This is a genomic window from Telmatospirillum sp. J64-1 (assembly GCF_006980715.1).
In the GTDB taxonomy this organism is placed as follows: domain Bacteria; phylum Pseudomonadota; class Alphaproteobacteria; order Rhodospirillales; family Magnetospirillaceae; genus Oleiliquidispirillum; species Oleiliquidispirillum nitrogeniifigens.
In genome coordinates this window covers 94,333-111,015 of record NZ_SBHN01000012.1, presented here as the reverse complement: position 1 = coordinate 111,015, position 16,683 = coordinate 94,333, and the positions used below count along the sequence as shown (strand labels likewise).

Below are 16,683 nucleotides of genomic sequence, written 5' to 3'. Positions count from 1 at the left end.
GCCGGCGGCAAGGCGGCGCGCTTGACGGCTTGACCCGCCTGCTATAGTGACCGGAGAGTGCTGTTTGCAGGATTTGCCATGACCACCCGCGATCGCCTCGTCCAGACCTTCCGCGACGCCTTGGGCCTCTCGCCCGAAGTGGACATCCCCAGCCTGACCTACCGTTCCATCAGCGAATGGAATTCGGTCGGGCATATGCAACTGGTTGCCGGCATCGAAACCGAATTCGATGTCATGCTGGAAACAGAACAGATCATCGACATGAGCAGCTTCGACAAGGCGTTGGAGATTTTGGCCTCCCATGGCATCGACACGGCCTCTTGAGGGCAAGGTCGCCCTGGTCACCGGAGCCTCGCGCGGCATAGGCTGGGCGACGGCGCGGCTTTTGGCCGAACGCGGCGCCTCGGTCATCGTGAACGGCATGGAAATGTCCGAAGCGCTGGAGGCCAAGGCCGAGGCCCTGTCGGCCGAATTCGGCACACCCTGCATCGCCCTGGCCGCCGACCTGGCCGAACCCGACCAGGTCAAGGCCATGTACAAGCAGGTTTTCACGCGCTTCAGGCGCCTCGACCTGATGGTCAACAATGCGGGCATCCTGGGTGACGCCCTGATCGGCATGATCTCTGACGACATGATCGACCGGGTGCTGCGGGTCAATCTGCATGGAGGCCTGCACTCCCTCCAGCAGGCGGCCCGGCTGATGCGCCGCAATCCCGGCGGCGCCATCGTCAATGTCAGCTCCATCATCGGCACGGCCGGCAATGCGGGGCAGGCGGTTTACGGCGCCTCGAAGGCTGGCCTGATCGGCCTCACCAAATCGGCGGCCAAGGAACTGGCACCGCAGAACATCCGCGTCAATGCGGTGGCACCAGGCTTCATCGAGACGGATATGATCGGCCATCTCGATGACGAAACCCGCGCCGCCCGCTTGGCCGGCATCGCCATGGGCCGTCCCGGCAGCGCCGAGGACGTGGCCCGGGTCATCTTGTTCCTGCTGTCCGACGAAGCCTCCTATGTCACCGGCCAGATCATTGGCGTGGACGGCGGCATGGTGATCTGAGACGGCCCGGTGTTTCTGTCCGCCAGCCCCGCCCCCGACACGGCCGAAGCGATCGTCACCGAGGAAGGGACAATCCACTATGGCACGTTGCGCAGGGCCGTCATCGAGGCCCGCCCCGATCTGCCTGCCAAGTCGGTGATCTGGCTTCTTGCCGGCAACAGCCCTGCTGCCCTCATCGCCTATCTGACGGCGTTGGAGAACGGCCATGCCGTTCTCCCCCTGGCCCCAGACACTCCACCGGCGCGTCTGAAGATCCTGGCCGAGACACATCGTCCCGACCTTGTGATGGCCGAGAAGGACAGTCTTCTAGCCGCCCTTGGCCCGGGCGAGCGGATGGAGTTGGCCGGGCTGCCCGCTTGGCGCAGCCCCTTTCCCGCTCCGCCGCCTCATCCAGACCTTGCCTTGCTGCTTTCCACTTCGGGCAGCACGGGCAGCCCAAAACTGGTGCGGCTGTCCCGGACAGCCGCCCTGGCCAATGCTCACCAGATCATCCAGGCTCTGGCGGTCACGCCCGACGAGCGGGCAATAGCCCATCTGCCGCTTGCCTATTCCTTCGGCCTCTCCGTCCTGAACAGCCACCTTTTGGCCGGGGCGTCCCTGGTGGTGACCGCCCGTAGCGTGCTGGAGCGGCCCTTCTGGGATTTGGCGCGCAACGCGCGGGCCACGGTCTTTCCCGGCGTTCCCTATCACTACGACAGCCTGCGCCGCCTGGGGCTCGATAAACTCGATGCCCCGGAACTGAACTGCTTCCTCCAGGCCGGCGGCCGGATGGCTCCGGCGCTGGTCGAACATTTCTCCCGCCAAGTAGAAAGCCGCCGGGGCCGCTTTCACGTCATGTACGGCCAGACCGAGGCCGCCCCGCGCATGGCCGTTCTGCCCGCCGCCGATGCCTCGCGCAAGCCGGGTTCGGTGGGCCTGCCCCTGCCCGGCGGCCGGTTCGTGATCGAAGACGGCGAAGTGATCTATCATGGCCCCAATGTGATGATGGGCTATGCCGAAAGCCGCGACGACCTGACGCGCGGAGACGAAATGAATGGACGCCTGCCCACCGGCGACCTGGGTCATCTGGACGAGGAAGGCTATCTGTTCATCACCGGGCGGCGGAAACGCTTCGCCAAGCTGTTCGGCCTGCGCCTCGACTTGGCCGAAGTCGAAAGACTGGCCGAATCCCTTGCACCCGTCATCGCCGTTGAAGGGAAAGGCAAGCTGGTCCTATTCACCACGGCTCAGCAACCAGATATTCATGCTTCCCTACGCAAGATCGTCGCCGAAGGGACGGGAGTGCATCCTGGCTCGGTGACGGTACGCGCAATCGACGAGGTGCCGCACCTGCCAAGCGGCAAACCCGATCTGGCGGCATTGGAAGCCCAGGCATGAGCGAGACAGTGGAAGAATTGGTGCGCGGACCAGCCTTCGGCCTGACGCAGGCGGAAAAGGATGCCCTGCTGCTGCCGCGCTTCAAGATGCTGTGCGCCCATCATGCCTCAGCCTGCCCTGACTACGGCAAGCTGGCCGATCTCTTCCACCCTGGCTGGCGCGACGCCGGCAGCCTGGAAGATATTCCCTTCCTTCCCGTCGGCCTGTTCAAGAGCCGCGTCCTATCCAGCATCCCCGAAGGCGCCATCACCGGCTGGGTCACCTCCAGCGGCACCACCGGCGCCGCCGTCAGCCGCGTCCCGCTTGACGCGACCTCGGCCCGGATGCAGGCCCTGGCCCTGGCGAGCGTGATGCGCGAGGCGCTAGGCCCCGCCCGCCTGCCCATGATCATCGTCGATTCCCGCGACACCCTGACCGCAGGCGCCATCAGCGCACGGGCAGCAGGCATCCTGGGCATGATGAAATTCGGCCGCGACCATCTCTTCGCCCTGGACAGCCAGATGCGCCTGGACCGTTCCGCCCTGACCGCCTTCCTGGACAAGCACGGCGGCAAGCCTTTCGCCCTGTTCGGCTTCACCTTCATGGTCTGGCGCCATCTGCACCGTGAAATGGAGGCCGAAGGGATGGATCTGTCCAACGGCACCCTGATCCATAGCGGCGGCTGGAAAAAGCTGGCCGACGAAGCCGTCGATGCAGCCACCTTCCGCGCCGCCCTGACCCGGTCCTGCGGCTTGTCCAACATCCGCAATTTCTACGGCATGGCCGAGCAGATCGGCACTGTTCACCTGGAGGGCGAAGACGGACTGCTGCATCCGCCCGCCTTTGCCGATGTCATCATCCGCGATCCCGCCGACTGGCGCCCCGTGCCCCCGGGCAAGGCCGGGATCGTGCAGGTGCTGAGTCTTCTTCCCGGCAGCTATCCCGGCCATTCCCTGCTGACCGAGGATATCGGCGTGGTCGAGACCATCGACCAGGGGGGACTACTCGGGAAGGGCCTGCGCATCCTGGGCCGGGCACCTCGCGCCGAACGGCGGGGATGCAGCGATGTTTATGGGAGCACCGTCGCGTGATCATCGAACGCCGTCTTCCAGTGCCTGCCACATCCTTGACGATCGAGGCACTGCTGTCCGGCTTGGTCGCCGCCCCCACCCTGCCGCCTTTCGATCCGGAATCCGTATCTTTCCTCGCCGCCGTTTCGGAAAGACTGTTGCGCGATGAGGTAGCCAGGCATCATCCCGACCTTCAGGTCCTCGCCTTCTTCCTGCGCCCCGCCTCGCTGAAGCGGCTCTGCCTTTCGCTGCAGCAACGCCTGCCGCCCGAAGCTCTGGCCGTGCCGAAGGGAACAGTGCTGCACATACCGCCGGCCAATGTGGCGACGATGATCGGCTATTCCCTGGCCCCGGCAATCCTGGCCGGAAACCGCACCCTGCTGCGCTTGCCCCGCCGCCTGACGGAAGCCGGTGAGATTCTGGTAGACACCATGGGCGCTGTGCTGGAAGAAGCTCCCTTCTCTCGGCTGCGCGCCATTACCGCCTTTCTTGCCTATCCGCCCGATGATGCGGTAACAGCCGCCTTGTCCCGCGCAGCGGACATGCGGGTGATCTGGGGCGGTGACAGCACCATTTCTCATCTGCGCTGCCTCCCCCTGCCGCCTCATGGGACGGAGCTGACCTTTCCCGACCGTTTCTCTTGGTCGGCCATCGCCGTCGGGGCTTATCTGGCCGCCGACGAGGCAAGACGGGAAAAGCTGGCCGAGGATTTCGTCAACGACGTCTTCTGGTTCGACCAGCAGGCCTGTTCCTCGCCGCGCCTGCTGGCCTGGATCGGCCGACACGAAGAGGCCGAAACGGCGGCACGAGACTTCCACCCGCGCATTGCCGCCCAGGCCCGCAAGGCAGGTCACGCCCAGGATGCCGGCGGACGCCTTGCGCGCCTGTTGGCCCTGCATGAAGCCGCCCTGGACCTGCCGACCGGCGAATTGGCCGATCATGGGCAATGGACCCTGCTGCGCCTGACGGAATATCCCGATCCCCAGCGCCTGAAGGCCTTGGCCGCACCGGGCGGAGCCGTGGTAGAGATGATCCTGCCCAGCCTAAAAGAAGCCTCGCCTCTGGTTAGCCGGCGCGACCAGACGCTGACACATTTCGGCTTTCCCCGGGAAGCGCTGCTGGACTTCGCCCGCCATCTCAACGGCGTCGGCATCGACCGCATGGTACCCGTCGGCCAGGCTCTGTCCTTCGATACGGTCTGGGACGGCATCGATCTGCCCCATGCCTTTCTGCGTTTCGTCACGGTGAGGGAATCATGAGCGCAAGCATCACGCTGGTCATCGCCGGAGCCGGCGGCTTGGGCCGCGAAGCCGCCACCTATGCCGCCGAGGCCATTGCCGCCGGAAGCCTGAAGGCGCAGATAGCCGGTTTCCTGGACGATACCGGCGCTCACCCCGAAGAATTCGGCTGTCCCCTGCCGGTGCTGGGGAGCATCGACGACTTTACTCCGGCATTGGGAATGCAGGTGCTGGTCGCCGTGGGAACGCCCCAGGATCGCGCTGCCGTCGCCGCCCGCCTGGAGGCACGCGGCGCCGACTTCGCTACCCTGGTCCATCCCTTGGCCTATGTCGCCACCAATGCCAGCTTGGCTCCTGGCTGTATCGTCGCGCCTTTCGCCACAGTCGGCCCGCATGCCCGCCTGAATGCCCATTGCCTGGTCAATACCCATGCCGGGATCGGCCATGACTGCCGTATCGGCCTCTGCTCGGTGATCTCGCCCCATGCCGTCATCAATGGGTGGGTGGAAACCGACGAACAGGTTCTCGTTGGGTCCTCGGCAGTGGTCACGGCCCGCCTGAAACTGGGGAAAAAATGCAAAATCGCCGCCGGCGCGGTTGTCTATGCCGACATCCCCGCAGAAGCCATGGCACATGGCAATCCGGCACGGGCACGTGTAATGCCTGAGGTTTGAGTCTATCACCTTGCATCCCCCTCCCCCTATTTATATAGTCCAATAGACTTACCTATTCTCGAGGAGCGGCCCTTGGCTGTCGCATTGGTTACGGGCGGGAGCGGTTTCATCGGCTCGGCAACCGTCCGACGCCTTCTCGGCTCCACCTCCTGGACGATCATCAATCTAGACGCCTTGACATATGCGGCCCAGCCCGCATCGCTGGCCGACATGACGGACAATCCCCGCTATGTCTTTGAGCATGCCGATATCCTGGATGCCGAAACCGTCGAGGCCATTTTCCAGCAATACCGCCCCGATTACGTCCTTCATCTGGCGGCTGAGTCCCATGTGGACCGCTCCATCGACGACCCCGGCCAATTTATCCGGACTAATGTGACCGGTACCTTCACCCTGCTGGAAGCCGCCCGCCGCCATTGGCAGAAACTGCCGGATGACCGGCGCCGAGACTTCCGTTTTCTTCATGTCTCGACCGATGAAGTCTTCGGCTCGCTGGGAGCGGAAGGCAAGTTCAGCGAAACCAGCCAGTACCAACCCAATTCGCCCTACAGCGCCAGCAAGGCCGGGGCCGACCACTTGGTACGGGCCTGGGGGCAAACCTATGGTTTGCCAGTCATCATCAGCAATTGCTCGAACAATTACGGTCCGCGGCAGTTCCCCGAAAAGCTGATCCCGCTGACCATCCTGAAGGCCTTGCGCGACGAGCCCCTGCCCGTCTATGGCAAGGGCGAGAATATCCGCGACTGGTTGTTCGTCGAAGACCATGCCGAAGCTCTACATCTTATCCTGGAACGGGGCAAACCGGGCGGAAGTTACATGGTCGGCGGTGATTGCGAACGCCGCAACATCGAGGTCGTCACCGCCCTGTGCGACCTGATGGACGAAATGGCCCCTCCCCTGCCCCGGGGCAAAAGCCGCCGCAGCCTCATTACTTTCGTGACCGACCGACCGGGCCATGACGCGCGCTATGCCGCCGATATCGGTAAGATCAGCCGAGAACTGGGCTGGCAACCCCGCCATGGCTTCGCAGACGGGCTGAAACGGACGGTGCGCTGGTATCTCGACAATGCGGATTGGTGGCAGCCCATCCTCGACGGCAGCTACAACAGGAATGCCCCAGCCGAACGGCTAAGTCGCCTGGGACAATTGGAGACTTCCCGATGAAAGGGATCATTCTTGCTGGCGGCAGCGGCACACGCCTGTATCCGGTCACGCTGGGTGTCAGCAAGCAGCTCCTGCCCGTCTACGACAAGCCGATGATCTATTACCCGCTGACCACACTGATGATGGCGGGCATCCGGGACATCCTGGTCATCACCACACCTCACGACCAGCCCGCCTTCCGCCGCCTGCTCGGCGATGGAAGCCAGTGGGGCATTCGCCTGAACTATGAAATACAGCCCAAAGCGCGCGGCCTTGCCGAAGCCTTCCTGATCGCCGAGGACTTCCTGGCAGGAGAAGCCTGCACCCTGGTCCTGGGCGACAACCTGTTCTATGGCCAGGGCCTACGCGACATGCTGCGCCGCGTGATCCAGCGCAAGAGCGGCGCCACCATCTTCGCCTATTGGGTGGCCGACCCGGAACGCTATGGCGTAGTGGAACTCGACGAAGGATTCCGGCCTCTCAACATCATCGAGAAACCGCCGACTCCACGATCTCAATGGGCGGTCACCGGCCTTTATTTCTATGACAACAACGTCGTCGACTTGGCGCGCGAGGTGAAACCGTCCGAGCGCGGCGAGCTTGAAATCACCGACATCAATCTGCGCTATCTGGCGGAAGGACGGCTGACGGTCGAACGCCTGGGACGTGGCTATGCTTGGCTGGATACGGGATCGCACGATTCGCTTCTGGAAGCCTCGAACTTCATCCGCACGATCGAATCCCGTCAAGGACTGAAGATCGCCTGCGTCGAAGAAGTGGCTTTCCGCGAGGGTTATATAGGCCTCGAACAGCTTGAAGCCTTCTACAGCGACCGGCACTACGCCAATCTCGCCCCTTATATACGATTGCTGATTCAAGAAGCCGAACAACAAGGGAAGGGAGCCTCTTACCTTCTGGCCAAGGAAAAGCATTCCTTGCAGCAGTGAGCGGCACGGCACGAAAACCTACCCTACAGGATAGTCCTGAGCATAGCCTCATCTTTCCCATTGTCCGCCGCCTGAAGCAACCCCAGCGATCAACCTTTTAACTTTGGTTTAATGTCGCCCAGGCATGCTAGCGGGGTGGTAAAAGCAAAGGAACGGCGCAGTGAAAGACTACGCGTATACAAGTGGTGAACGTCAGACCGCGCTGTCCTATCAGGAAATCCGGCGCGATCATCGGGTCCGCTATGAATTGGCAGCCCGGAAAGTGGCGGCTTGGGGCGTCGGTGGTCCTGACAGATTCGGGCTCGATCTCTTCTGCGGCAATGGCTACGGGACGGGTTACCTGGGAGAAGAAACCCATACCCCCATGCTCGGTATTGACGGTTCACCCGAAGCAATTGCGGTTGGCGAAGAACATTTTTCCTCGCCTTCCACCTTCTTCGTGCACAAGCTTTTCCCCTTCACGCTGCCTCAAGCGCGCTTCGACTTCATCACGAGCTTCGAATCCATTGAGCATGTCCCGGACGGACCGGCACTGGTGGCCGCGCTGAGCCAGGCCTTGCGCCCGCGCGGCTTCTTCTTTGCCTCTGTGCCCAATCAGGACCAGCTGCCGCTGACCGACACCCATAACCGCTTTCATTTCCGCCATTTCACACAGGCAGAAGTAACGGAGATGCTGGATGCCGCCGGCATTGAAATCCTGGAAAAATATGGGCAAGACACCTATGCCATGCGCAACGGACGCATGACGAGCGTGCTGCCCGAAGCGGCCATGGACCTTCGCTCCGACTATGATGGACAATTCCTTGTCTTCATTGGCCGGAAGCGGGATTGACGACATGATAAAGCTTCATGTTGGCTGCGCTGATAAACGGCTGGACGGTTATGTGAATATCGACTGTCGCCAGACGAAGGCCACCGATGCGGTATCGGACGCCTGGGACCTCCATATGTTCGCCGACGGCAGTGTCAGCGAAATTTATTCACGGCATATGCTGGAGCATCTCGACCCCAACGACGCTCGGCGCACGCTCCGGCGCTGGCATAGCCTGCTAGCTCCCGGTGGAATTCTCCACCTTGTCGTTCCCGACATCGAATTCCACGCCCGGCAATTGCTTGGTCTTGCTCAAAGCCGCTTTCCCGATCAGTTACAGCATGCCTTTGCTGGCTTCTGGGGATGGCGGGATGAGATGCGCGGAGGAAGCCGGCATGACGCGCATCGCTGGGGCTACACCGAAAGCAGCCTTACTCAGGAACTGGCCTCGGCTGGCTTCGAAAAGATTGAGCGTGTCCTACAGGGACCTGATAGCGAAGCTTGGCATCTGCAAATGCTCGCCGCGAAAATATGATATCGCAAGGCCCAGATGGCAGAAGAACCCACGCATCTAGTATCCGTTGCGCAAGACGCGGGCCCGCAAGCGGAGAGGAATGCCATGGAGGCCTGGGCAAAAACCAATAAGGAAGTTTTCTCTTCCGCTTTTTCCCTCCTCTCCAACGCCAAACTGGCGGCAGAAGCAGGAGATGCCTTCCTCGCCAAAAAATCTCAACGGGAAGCGATGGCCGCTCCCGGCCGTTATGCCGATTATCGGCACGGACTTCCCGAAAAAACGTCCCTGATTTATTTGCCCTGGCACCAGGCCCTGCTGTGCCAGATAAAGCAGGCACAGCACAGAAGCGGAAGATATGCGGTTCTTGTTTCTGGCATGGATGACGACATAGCTGGCCCCGATTTCTCCCTCGGTCCCGATTTCAGGGAAATAAGATACCAAGGGATAAACTTGTGGGGTGTCAGCGCCTACTCGATATGTACCGCAGCAGAAAAATGTCCGACCGACATCAATGCTGAAGAAGACAAGGAACATATCGGGAGTTTCTTCAGGCGTGCCGCCAGACTGATCATTATATACAACAGGTACCTGGATTTTTACGATCCAGACGGCATCCTGACCACGCAAGGATACATCCTCCACTCCGCCGTTCTCAATGCGTTGGCCGCGCAAAGAGGAGTGAAGACTGTCACGCTGGAAAATACGCTGGTCCGCGACCGGCTGGTCTGGGATGACTTCACCGGCATCGCAGTAAACAGCGACCTACCGCGCAGGTTCTTTCTCCGCTATGGCGACTTGATCAATGACAAAGAAGCCTGCGAATTCGCAGACGCCTATCTTTCTTCATTGAAGGCCATGAAGCAGCAGGAACACATCACGCCACAACAGCACCTGCCGGAAGGCGAGGATCCTCGTCCCTACCTGCTCTACCTGGGCCAAGTCTATTCCGATGCCTCCGTGTTGTTTGGCATCCGTGGTTTCAAAGATCAAGTGGAGGTCATGGAGAGAACCTGCCGATGGGCAGCCGAGAATGGCTACCGCACCATTATCAAGCTGCACCCGAAGGAAGATGGCGGGATCACTCCCCTGGGAACCCCCTATAACCGCCTGACCTACCGGAAGATAGCAACAAACAAAGCGCTCACCGACTTGGTGGAGCACGGGCATCTTCTGATAGATGCCGACAACCGTTACGACACCTATCGCCTGATCCAAGAAGCAGCAGCCTGTGTCACGGTCACGTCGCAAGCAGGCCTGGAAGCCGCCATGCTCGGCAAACCGGTTCTTCTCTGTGGACGCGCCTATTTCGGGGGGCTGGGCTTCACCAGAGAAGCCGATGGGCCCTCTCAGCTCCTGGCGACGCTTCCCGAGTTGCTCGGGCCTGACGGACAGGAAACTCGTCAGAATGTGGCCAAAAAATTCTTTACGGTATTCATGAAAAAATACACTAAGCCCACGAATGCAGACGCCATCTCGGGCTTGCTCCCCTAAGGTTACCGTTGCACAGAACAGCAGAATGCGGCCTGCATCTCACGACCTCGCAGCGAGCCCTCCTGCAATCTTCTCCCAGCGCTCCTGAAGCAGCATTCGGCAATCATCCCGGAACCGTAAGACGGCCGTGGCTTCCGGCCACAGTACGTCGTCCCGGCTGGCCGCCAACAGGCGAACCATATCCCATTCCGCCGGTGCGCCTCCGATCAGGGGACGAGCCCCGCCGACTGCCAGTGCATCTTCATAGATCCATCCAGCCATCTGATGCGCTTCCTCGACACTCGGCATCATGACCAAACGCAAGACGGCCAAGCGAGCCTGCCTCAACCGAGCCTCTGGCTCAAAAAGCGGGGCAACATGCCCTGTGTCGGCACGAAAGCGGGCATAAGCCAGGATACCCTCCTGCAAACGTCCGATCTCCTCATGCTGCCGGGCAGAAAGAGCCGAAGGTCTGCAGACGGGCATTCCGCTCAAATCGTAATGGTCCAAAGGACCGCGTGTATCGGCCAGGAACAGTTCGAAAAGGTCGCGGCAACGCAGGAAAACTGCGGTGAATGCATCGGGATGGCCGAGATGGCCCAGGAAGCCCTGCTGTTGCCCACCGGCCTGCTCCACCCATCTTCCGCCTTTGGTGGTGACGAGATAGGCCCCCCAGGTTCTCGTCGGCCGCCCCTCTGCCTGAAGGATGGAGATCAACGTGCGCTGGATGTTTCCCCCATATCCCACATCCAGGAGCCCCAGTTCACCGTGATCCAGGACAGTGCAATTGTCCAGATGCGTACAGATGGCGCGGCGCGCCGCACGGCAGGTTTTCGCGATCTGGGCCCGCCGACTCGACGACTGGTCAAGCCATGCTAGAAAAACCGGCAGCCGCTCCTGGTCCAGACGCTCCTCGCCCGTCCAGCCTGCAGGAGGAATTTCCTCATCCAAGCCGAGTTCGGCGAGAGCGTCCGACACTCGCGCCGGCATGCCCCGCGCCCGGACGAGAAGATTCGTCAGCCCTTCCACATCTTCGCTGCCCAGAATCGCGCCCAGAAGGCAGAGTCGCCGGCTCAACCAAAGCGTCCCCAGATGCGGCCGGGCTTCCGGAAAGCGCTCGGCCAGGAGACGGGTCAGGAATCCCCCATCCCGCATGACCCCATAGAGTGGAGCTTCTCCCCTCTTCCGCCATGCCTCCCAGGTCCACTCCACGAAAGAAGTGAAGACCGGCCCCACATGAGCAAAACCGTAAAGGCCGAAGAAATCGCCTTCGGCGATACCATATGTGCCGGCCTGCTGTAGATGCTCGTCTAGCGTCATCCTCATCCCTTGACCAGCATCCAGAAACGCAGCAGGCGATGCCTGCTCGGCGTGATCAAGCGGATCGTCACGTCGCCGCCAACCAGCAAGCCCGCAGGCAATTCGACCTGCCACAGGTTTGACCCGCCCCTATCCTCCATCGGCCGGGTCCACTCCCCAATGCTCAGCATGCCTTCACCGCCTCCCTCCACTTCAAGGAACAGGACAGACTGGTTCCACGATCCGGCAAGCATGAAGGAAAGGCTGGACTCCCTTCCCTCTTCATCGACCGTTACCCGCCAGCGGTCATCAAACCCTGCGGCAAGATCGATAAGGGTGCCGGGGGAATAGAGAGGCTTCTCCCGCATCTCAGCATTGATCGCTTCATGCCGTGCGTGAAAGCCGGAACGGGCCATCAGCGCCAGAGGCCAAAGCACCGGCGGCAGGACGCGCGACAGCGGGAAAAGAGACTGGAGATGAGAATCGAAGACCCGGCGGTTCAGGCTTCGGGAGTTCTTGTGTTTGCGATAAAGAAACAAAACTTCCGGCACCACCTCGAGCCGGTATCCTTGGACGGCAGCCCGGAAGAAGAGTTCCATATCCTCCATCACGAAGTCGCGGTCCCCCTGGAAACCACCCAACGCTTCGTAACTCGCCCGCCGATACAGCGCATTGTTATCGCCGAAGCAATTGATCAAAGCCCCAAGCAGTGGTGATCCCCCCAGCGGCGTCCAGTCCACCTGCACCCGCGGATAAGCCGGATCATCCCCCGCCAGCGAGACGGGCGTCCCCGGGGCGGCGTCGGATTCGGGGTGGTAGCCTGGAATACAGGTGAGAATATCCGCCCCGCTTGTTACAGCCGCGGTGACGAAGTTTTCCACCTGATGAAGCAGCGGCAGGTTGTCATCATCGGCAAACAACAGGAACTCTCCACAAGCCGCCGCCACCGCCCGTCGTCGTGCGGAGGCCGGACCGGCATTGGCTTGCCGTAGCAACTGCCATCCCGGCGGGAAACTGTCTTCCAGGCGGTCCAGGATCTCTCGGGTCTTGGGATCGGTACTGCCGTCATCGACCAAAATCAGTTCGATCTTGTCATAGCTCTGCCGGCGCCAGGCCTTCAGGGTTTCGAGCAACATTTCGCCGCGGTTGTATGTCGGCATGCAGACCGAGACCAAGGGACGTTTCCCCCTGCCCTCAGCAGCAGAAACCGGTCGGGGAGCTCCCACCAAACGGGCGACATGGGCGGGTTCCCCAGGCACCGTAGCGAGAAGCCCCACCTGATCCGGGAGAGGCCACCCGGCACCCGCGCACCACGTTACCAAGTCAGCATCCGAAACGAGAAGTCCATCGCAACGCGCTGCGGCTTCACGGTCCAGGTAATCGCGTTCCAGATCCGTCCGCCCTGTCGGGAAAACGCATCTTTCCTGAAGTTGCTGCGCATGAGGCAAGGGATCCAGAAGCCAGATCCCCGCCTGCTGATGAGCCAGCCCCTGCCGACGGGCCAAAGTGGTATAATGTGCGAGTGCCGGCTCTCCGCAAATGACGATCCCCGCTGGTTCTGCCTGCTTCAGCCAATGATGCACGCCCAGGGCCCGCAGCGGCATATAGGGCGGCTGCCAGCCGAGAAATTCGGCCAAATGCTCCGGCACGAACCCAGAAGGCAAGTTTGGCGGGCTCTGCTCATCGGTCAGCAGCAACCTCAGCGGCCTGCCCTCCGAATGCCATGCCTGTATGAGTGCTGATGCGGCAGGAGAGATCCGGGCGCCGCAGACAAGAGCAAGCACGCCTTGAGACGACGAGCCAGAGGGCGCCAGATGCGTAATTGGGCACAGCTCGGGCAGTGGTGCCGAAGCATAGGGGCTCAGTGCGAACATTTGCCCGTCCCTGGACTTAACCTGTGCAAACCTTTAGCCTTCAGGAGCATCTTTCTCCAACTCCCAACCCAGATATGAATTCCTGGCAGGATCTACGCCGGAAGACTACCTCTTCCACCTATAGCATCATTTCGGTCGATGTCTTCGACACCCTGCTGCTGCGCACGACCCGACCGGAACTGCTGCGCTTTGAGGACGTGACGCGGCTGCAGCATGCCTTCCTGCGCACCATGGTCCACCATCCTCTGCCCAGCATTGCCTCCCTATACGAAGCACGCCTGCGCGCCGGGCGGACTGTTTATGGGCGCGTAGCCGGAAGCAAGGGCCTGGACGAAGCACATTTCAACGACATCCTCGGCCTCACCTGCGCCTTGACCGGCCTTCCTCCAGAATGCATTCCCCACTTGCGGCATATCGAGCTCGCCTACGAGCGCAAGATGCTGCAGCCGAACCGCTCGCTTCTCGGCCTGCTGACCGAGGCCAAGGCGAACGGCAAACGCATCATCCTGGCGAGCGACATGTATCTTGGTGCGGACGATCTCCGTCAGCTCTGCGACGGTTTGCTGGGCACCTTCCGATGCCATCGGCTCTATGTCAGCAGCGAGTTCAAGCGCACCAAACGGCACGGCACCTTGTTCCAAGCAATCCTCGACGAGGAAGGCGTCCCGCCGGGTTCCCTGCTCCATCTGGGGGACAATCATCTGGCGGACGTCGCCATGCCAGCGACATTGGGGATAGACAGCGTCCATCTGCCTCGCGCCTGGAGTTGGCGCATACTTCATCACTTCCGTGCCCGCATGAATCGGCGGAACCTACAGCGACGAAATCTCATCCCGTCCTCATCCTCTCTACCTGTCCCCTCGGCCCCCTCGGCGATCAAGTAGCTCAGGCTGGCTGCTTTCCGCATGCGATCCACCAGGCATGACGCAGGGAGGAGACGAACTCCTTGGCAAAGGTGGCCGGATCCATAGAAGGCAAGGCAGCCATTTTCTCCCGCAATCCTGTTCTCAGTTCCGCCAAGCGCTCCCTGTCGGAGGCAAGCGCGGCAGCAAGCTGCACGTAGTTGTCCTCATTCCGGGCCACCAGAAGGTCGCCCAATCCAAGCGACCTCATCAGAACCGAAGAACTCCCGCTGCTGTCCTGAAGCCCGTCCATGCAGATCAGGGGCACCCCCATCCAGGTCGTCAGCAGACTGGTCGTACCACCGCTATAAGGGAAGGGATCGAGGGCAATATCGATCTCGGCGAAAAGATGCAGAAACTCTTCGAGCGGCATGGGAGCCTTGACGTGAATTCTCGCCGGTTCGATCCCTTCCGCCGCAAAACGGTTCTTCCAGTATGCAGGCCCGTCCTCGACACCACCGGCAATCATCAGCAGGTCTGCATCCGGCACCCGATGCAGAAGGCTGCACCAGGTTGCAAAAACGCCATCACTGATCTTAAGCGCCTTGTTCAGCGAACCGAAAGTCGGCCGCCCGCGATGCAGCAAGGGCGGAGGCACCACAGCGGGAGAAGAGACCGGCGCGCGGAAAGTCGCACCATAGCGGAGCTTGAGCAGCTTTTCCGTATGGAAGGGATCCTCTGCCACCAGCTTACCGTCCGGCAGCCAATTCGTGAGACGATAGTCGATGCGGCTGAGCCCTGTCGTCGCGGGATAGCCAAGCCATGTCACCTGGACCGGCGCTGGCTTGCGGGCAAAGACCGGCAAGGCATTTCCCGCCGTATGGCCAGCCAAATCGATCAGGATGTCTATCTCATCCTGCCGGACCAACTGGGCCGCCGTATCCGCCGTCAAGCCCGGCAAGTCACGCCAATGATCAGCCGCAGCCTGAAGACGTACGGTAACCTCGTCTCTCGCCCGGCCCGTATAATAGCAATAGGACTCGACTTTCTTACCGTCCAGATGTTCGAGGAGGGGCTCGAAGAAGAAGGAAACGGCATGGCTTCGGAAATCAGGAGAAACAAATCCGACCCGCAAGCGCCGTTCGGCATCGTCGGGCCCAGGCGCAAGGACATCCAAAGGCTTGACCCGGGTTTCCTGATATTCCCCGAAGCGGCAATGCTCGATGAATAGCTCTTCCGCCGAAATATTCCCGCTATGCTGCAGCGTAAACAGAAGATTGCTATGAACAGCCGCATCCTCGGGGGCCGCCTCGTGAGCTTTGCGCAAGTAATCAAGGGCGGTTTCCGGGTCTCCGCGCCGGGAGTGCAGAACAGCCAAATTACTCAGCGTCGCCGGGAAACCGGGACGCAAGGCAAGGGCTTGGTCAAAGGCCTCCACCGCAGCCCTATACTGCCCCACCCGCATCTGGACCAAACCTGTCCAGTTCCACAGCTCCACATTTTCGGGATGCGAATTAAGAGCGGAAGCAAGCAGCGGCAGAAGCACCAGAAGCTTCTCTTGGCTAAAAAGCATTCCGCCGTGCAACATCCCCGCAAGGGCGCAGATCACCTGCGGGTCCTGCGGCACCTCCTCTGCCAGCGCGAAGAGCAGGCTCTCGGCCTCGTCGCGCCGCCCGAGATCGCCCAGAACGCTTGCCAATGCACAGCCTGCCGGAACATCCGGGGCGTTGGCGGGGGCCAGACTGATTACCTTGCGCAAGGCTTCCTCGGCCTCGGCAAGGCGCCCGGTCTTCGCTAGGGCCAGACCGTAATTGTACAACAAGTCGCGGGAAACCGCCTGTTGCCCCAAAGCCTGCTCGTAAGCGGCGGTGGCGGCCTCAGCATCTCCCATTCTCCAGCGGGCATTGCCTAGATTGTACCAAGCCTTGGGCTGGTCCGGCCGGAGCGCCAGCGATTTTTCCAATGCCTGAACCGCCTCGGCATAGCGCTCCGTTTCCAGCAGCGCCCAGCCCAGGTTGTAAAGGGCATCGTGATGATCGGGATTGCGCCGCACGGCGGCTTCCAGGGCAGTAATCGCTTGGCCCTGCATGCCGCAGGACAGATAAAGAGTGCCCAGTTCGTAATGCAGTTCCGCCTCTTGCGGGACCAGGGCGATGGCCTTGCGCAGCAGACGGATTCCCGTCTCCTTCTGCCCCAACTGGAACTCGACCTTGCCCAACAGCCGCAGCGCCGCGGCATCCTTCTTCTGAACGGACAAATGACGTTTCAGCAGCGAGCGGACTTCCTCCAAACGCCCAGCGGCAAGCAATTGACCGATATTGATTGTCGCTGTTTGAGCCATATCCCCTCGCGCGGCCTATGCCACTGTCCGTAAAAACAAGTTCA

General features: G+C 61.3%; 15 protein-coding genes. 12 read left to right on the top strand and 3 right to left on the bottom strand.

Going from position 1 to position 16,683, the window contains the following annotated elements; all coding sequences use genetic code 11:
• The first annotated feature begins 78 nt into the window (after window positions 1-78).
• The 11 genes from EPD66_RS12930 to EPD66_RS12880 all read left to right on the top strand — a co-directional run bounded on the left by EPD66_RS12930 (window position 79) and on the right by EPD66_RS12880 (window position 10,304).
• On the top strand, window positions 79-324 hold the full coding sequence (locus EPD66_RS12930; RefSeq protein WP_142848933.1) for an acyl carrier protein: 246 nt from the start codon (window positions 79-81) through the stop codon (window positions 322-324).
• Complete coding sequence (locus EPD66_RS12925) at window positions 302-1,060, top strand: SDR family NAD(P)-dependent oxidoreductase (RefSeq protein WP_142848932.1); 759 nt, start codon at window positions 302-304, stop codon at window positions 1,058-1,060. Before EPD66_RS12930 ends, EPD66_RS12925 begins: the two co-directional genes overlap by 23 nt.
• Before the next feature lie 9 nt (window positions 1,061-1,069).
• The gene (locus EPD66_RS12920) at window positions 1,070-2,437 is read left to right on the top strand and encodes an AMP-binding protein (protein ID WP_142848931.1); all 1,368 of its coding nucleotides are present in this window, start codon (window positions 1,070-1,072) and stop codon (window positions 2,435-2,437) included.
• Window positions 2,434-3,507, top strand: a complete 1,074-nt coding sequence (locus EPD66_RS12915) for an acyl-protein synthetase (protein WP_142848930.1) — start codon at window positions 2,434-2,436, stop codon at window positions 3,505-3,507. The genes EPD66_RS12920 and EPD66_RS12915 overlap by 4 nt, the downstream gene beginning before the upstream one ends.
• Window positions 3,504-4,745: an acyl-CoA reductase gene (locus EPD66_RS12910; protein WP_221930977.1), complete on the top strand. Its 1,242-nt coding sequence runs from the start codon at window positions 3,504-3,506 to the stop codon at window positions 4,743-4,745. The genes EPD66_RS12915 and EPD66_RS12910 overlap by 4 nt, the downstream gene beginning before the upstream one ends.
• Window positions 4,742-5,398 carry a NeuD/PglB/VioB family sugar acetyltransferase gene (locus EPD66_RS12905; protein WP_142848928.1) on the top strand — a complete coding sequence of 219 codons (657 nt, stop codon included), beginning with the start codon at window positions 4,742-4,744 and terminating at the stop codon, window positions 5,396-5,398. Before EPD66_RS12910 ends, EPD66_RS12905 begins: the two co-directional genes overlap by 4 nt.
• Window positions 5,399-5,470: 72 nt before the next feature.
• Window positions 5,471-6,562 carry a dTDP-glucose 4,6-dehydratase gene (rfbB, locus tag EPD66_RS12900; protein ID WP_142848927.1) on the top strand — a complete coding sequence of 364 codons (1,092 nt, stop codon included), beginning with the start codon at window positions 5,471-5,473 and terminating at the stop codon, window positions 6,560-6,562.
• Window positions 6,559-7,488, top strand: a complete 930-nt coding sequence (rfbA, locus tag EPD66_RS12895; RefSeq protein ID WP_142848926.1) for a glucose-1-phosphate thymidylyltransferase RfbA — start codon at window positions 6,559-6,561, stop codon at window positions 7,486-7,488. The genes rfbB and rfbA overlap by 4 nt, the downstream gene beginning before the upstream one ends.
• A 160-nt stretch (window positions 7,489-7,648) precedes the next feature.
• Window positions 7,649-8,320: a bifunctional 2-polyprenyl-6-hydroxyphenol methylase/3-demethylubiquinol 3-O-methyltransferase UbiG gene (locus EPD66_RS12890; protein WP_142848925.1), complete on the top strand. Its 672-nt coding sequence runs from the start codon at window positions 7,649-7,651 to the stop codon at window positions 8,318-8,320.
• A 4-nt stretch (window positions 8,321-8,324) separates the two neighbouring features.
• Window positions 8,325-8,834, top strand: coding sequence for a methyltransferase domain-containing protein (locus EPD66_RS12885; RefSeq protein ID WP_221930976.1), 510 nt, complete (start codon window positions 8,325-8,327; stop codon window positions 8,832-8,834).
• 84 nt (window positions 8,835-8,918) lie between these two features.
• Window positions 8,919-10,304: a hypothetical protein gene (locus tag EPD66_RS12880; protein WP_221930975.1), complete on the top strand. Its 1,386-nt coding sequence runs from the start codon at window positions 8,919-8,921 to the stop codon at window positions 10,302-10,304.
• A gap of 39 nt (window positions 10,305-10,343) precedes the next feature.
• On the opposite strand, the gene EPD66_RS12875 is transcribed toward EPD66_RS12880, so the two are convergent.
• The gene (locus EPD66_RS12875) at window positions 10,344-11,603 is read right to left on the bottom strand and encodes a hypothetical protein (RefSeq protein WP_142848923.1); all 1,260 of its coding nucleotides are present in this window, start codon (window positions 11,601-11,603) and stop codon (window positions 10,344-10,346) included.
• 2 nt (window positions 11,604-11,605) lie between these two features.
• On the bottom strand, window positions 11,606-13,279 hold the full coding sequence (locus EPD66_RS12870; RefSeq protein WP_185961403.1) for a glycosyltransferase family A protein: 1,674 nt from the start codon (window positions 13,277-13,279) through the stop codon (window positions 11,606-11,608).
• A gap of 200 nt (window positions 13,280-13,479) precedes the next feature.
• On the opposite strand from EPD66_RS12870, the gene EPD66_RS12865 reads away from it, so the two are divergent.
• Window positions 13,480-14,340 (top strand): hypothetical protein, encoded by an 861-nt coding sequence (locus EPD66_RS12865; RefSeq protein WP_142848921.1) that lies wholly within the window; start codon window positions 13,480-13,482, stop codon window positions 14,338-14,340.
• Between the two features lies 1 nt (window position 14,341).
• On the opposite strand, the gene EPD66_RS12860 is transcribed toward EPD66_RS12865, so the two are convergent.
• On the bottom strand, window positions 14,342-16,639 hold the full coding sequence (locus EPD66_RS12860; RefSeq protein WP_142848920.1) for a tetratricopeptide repeat protein: 2,298 nt from the start codon (window positions 16,637-16,639) through the stop codon (window positions 14,342-14,344).
• Window positions 16,640-16,683: the final 44 nt, after the last annotated feature.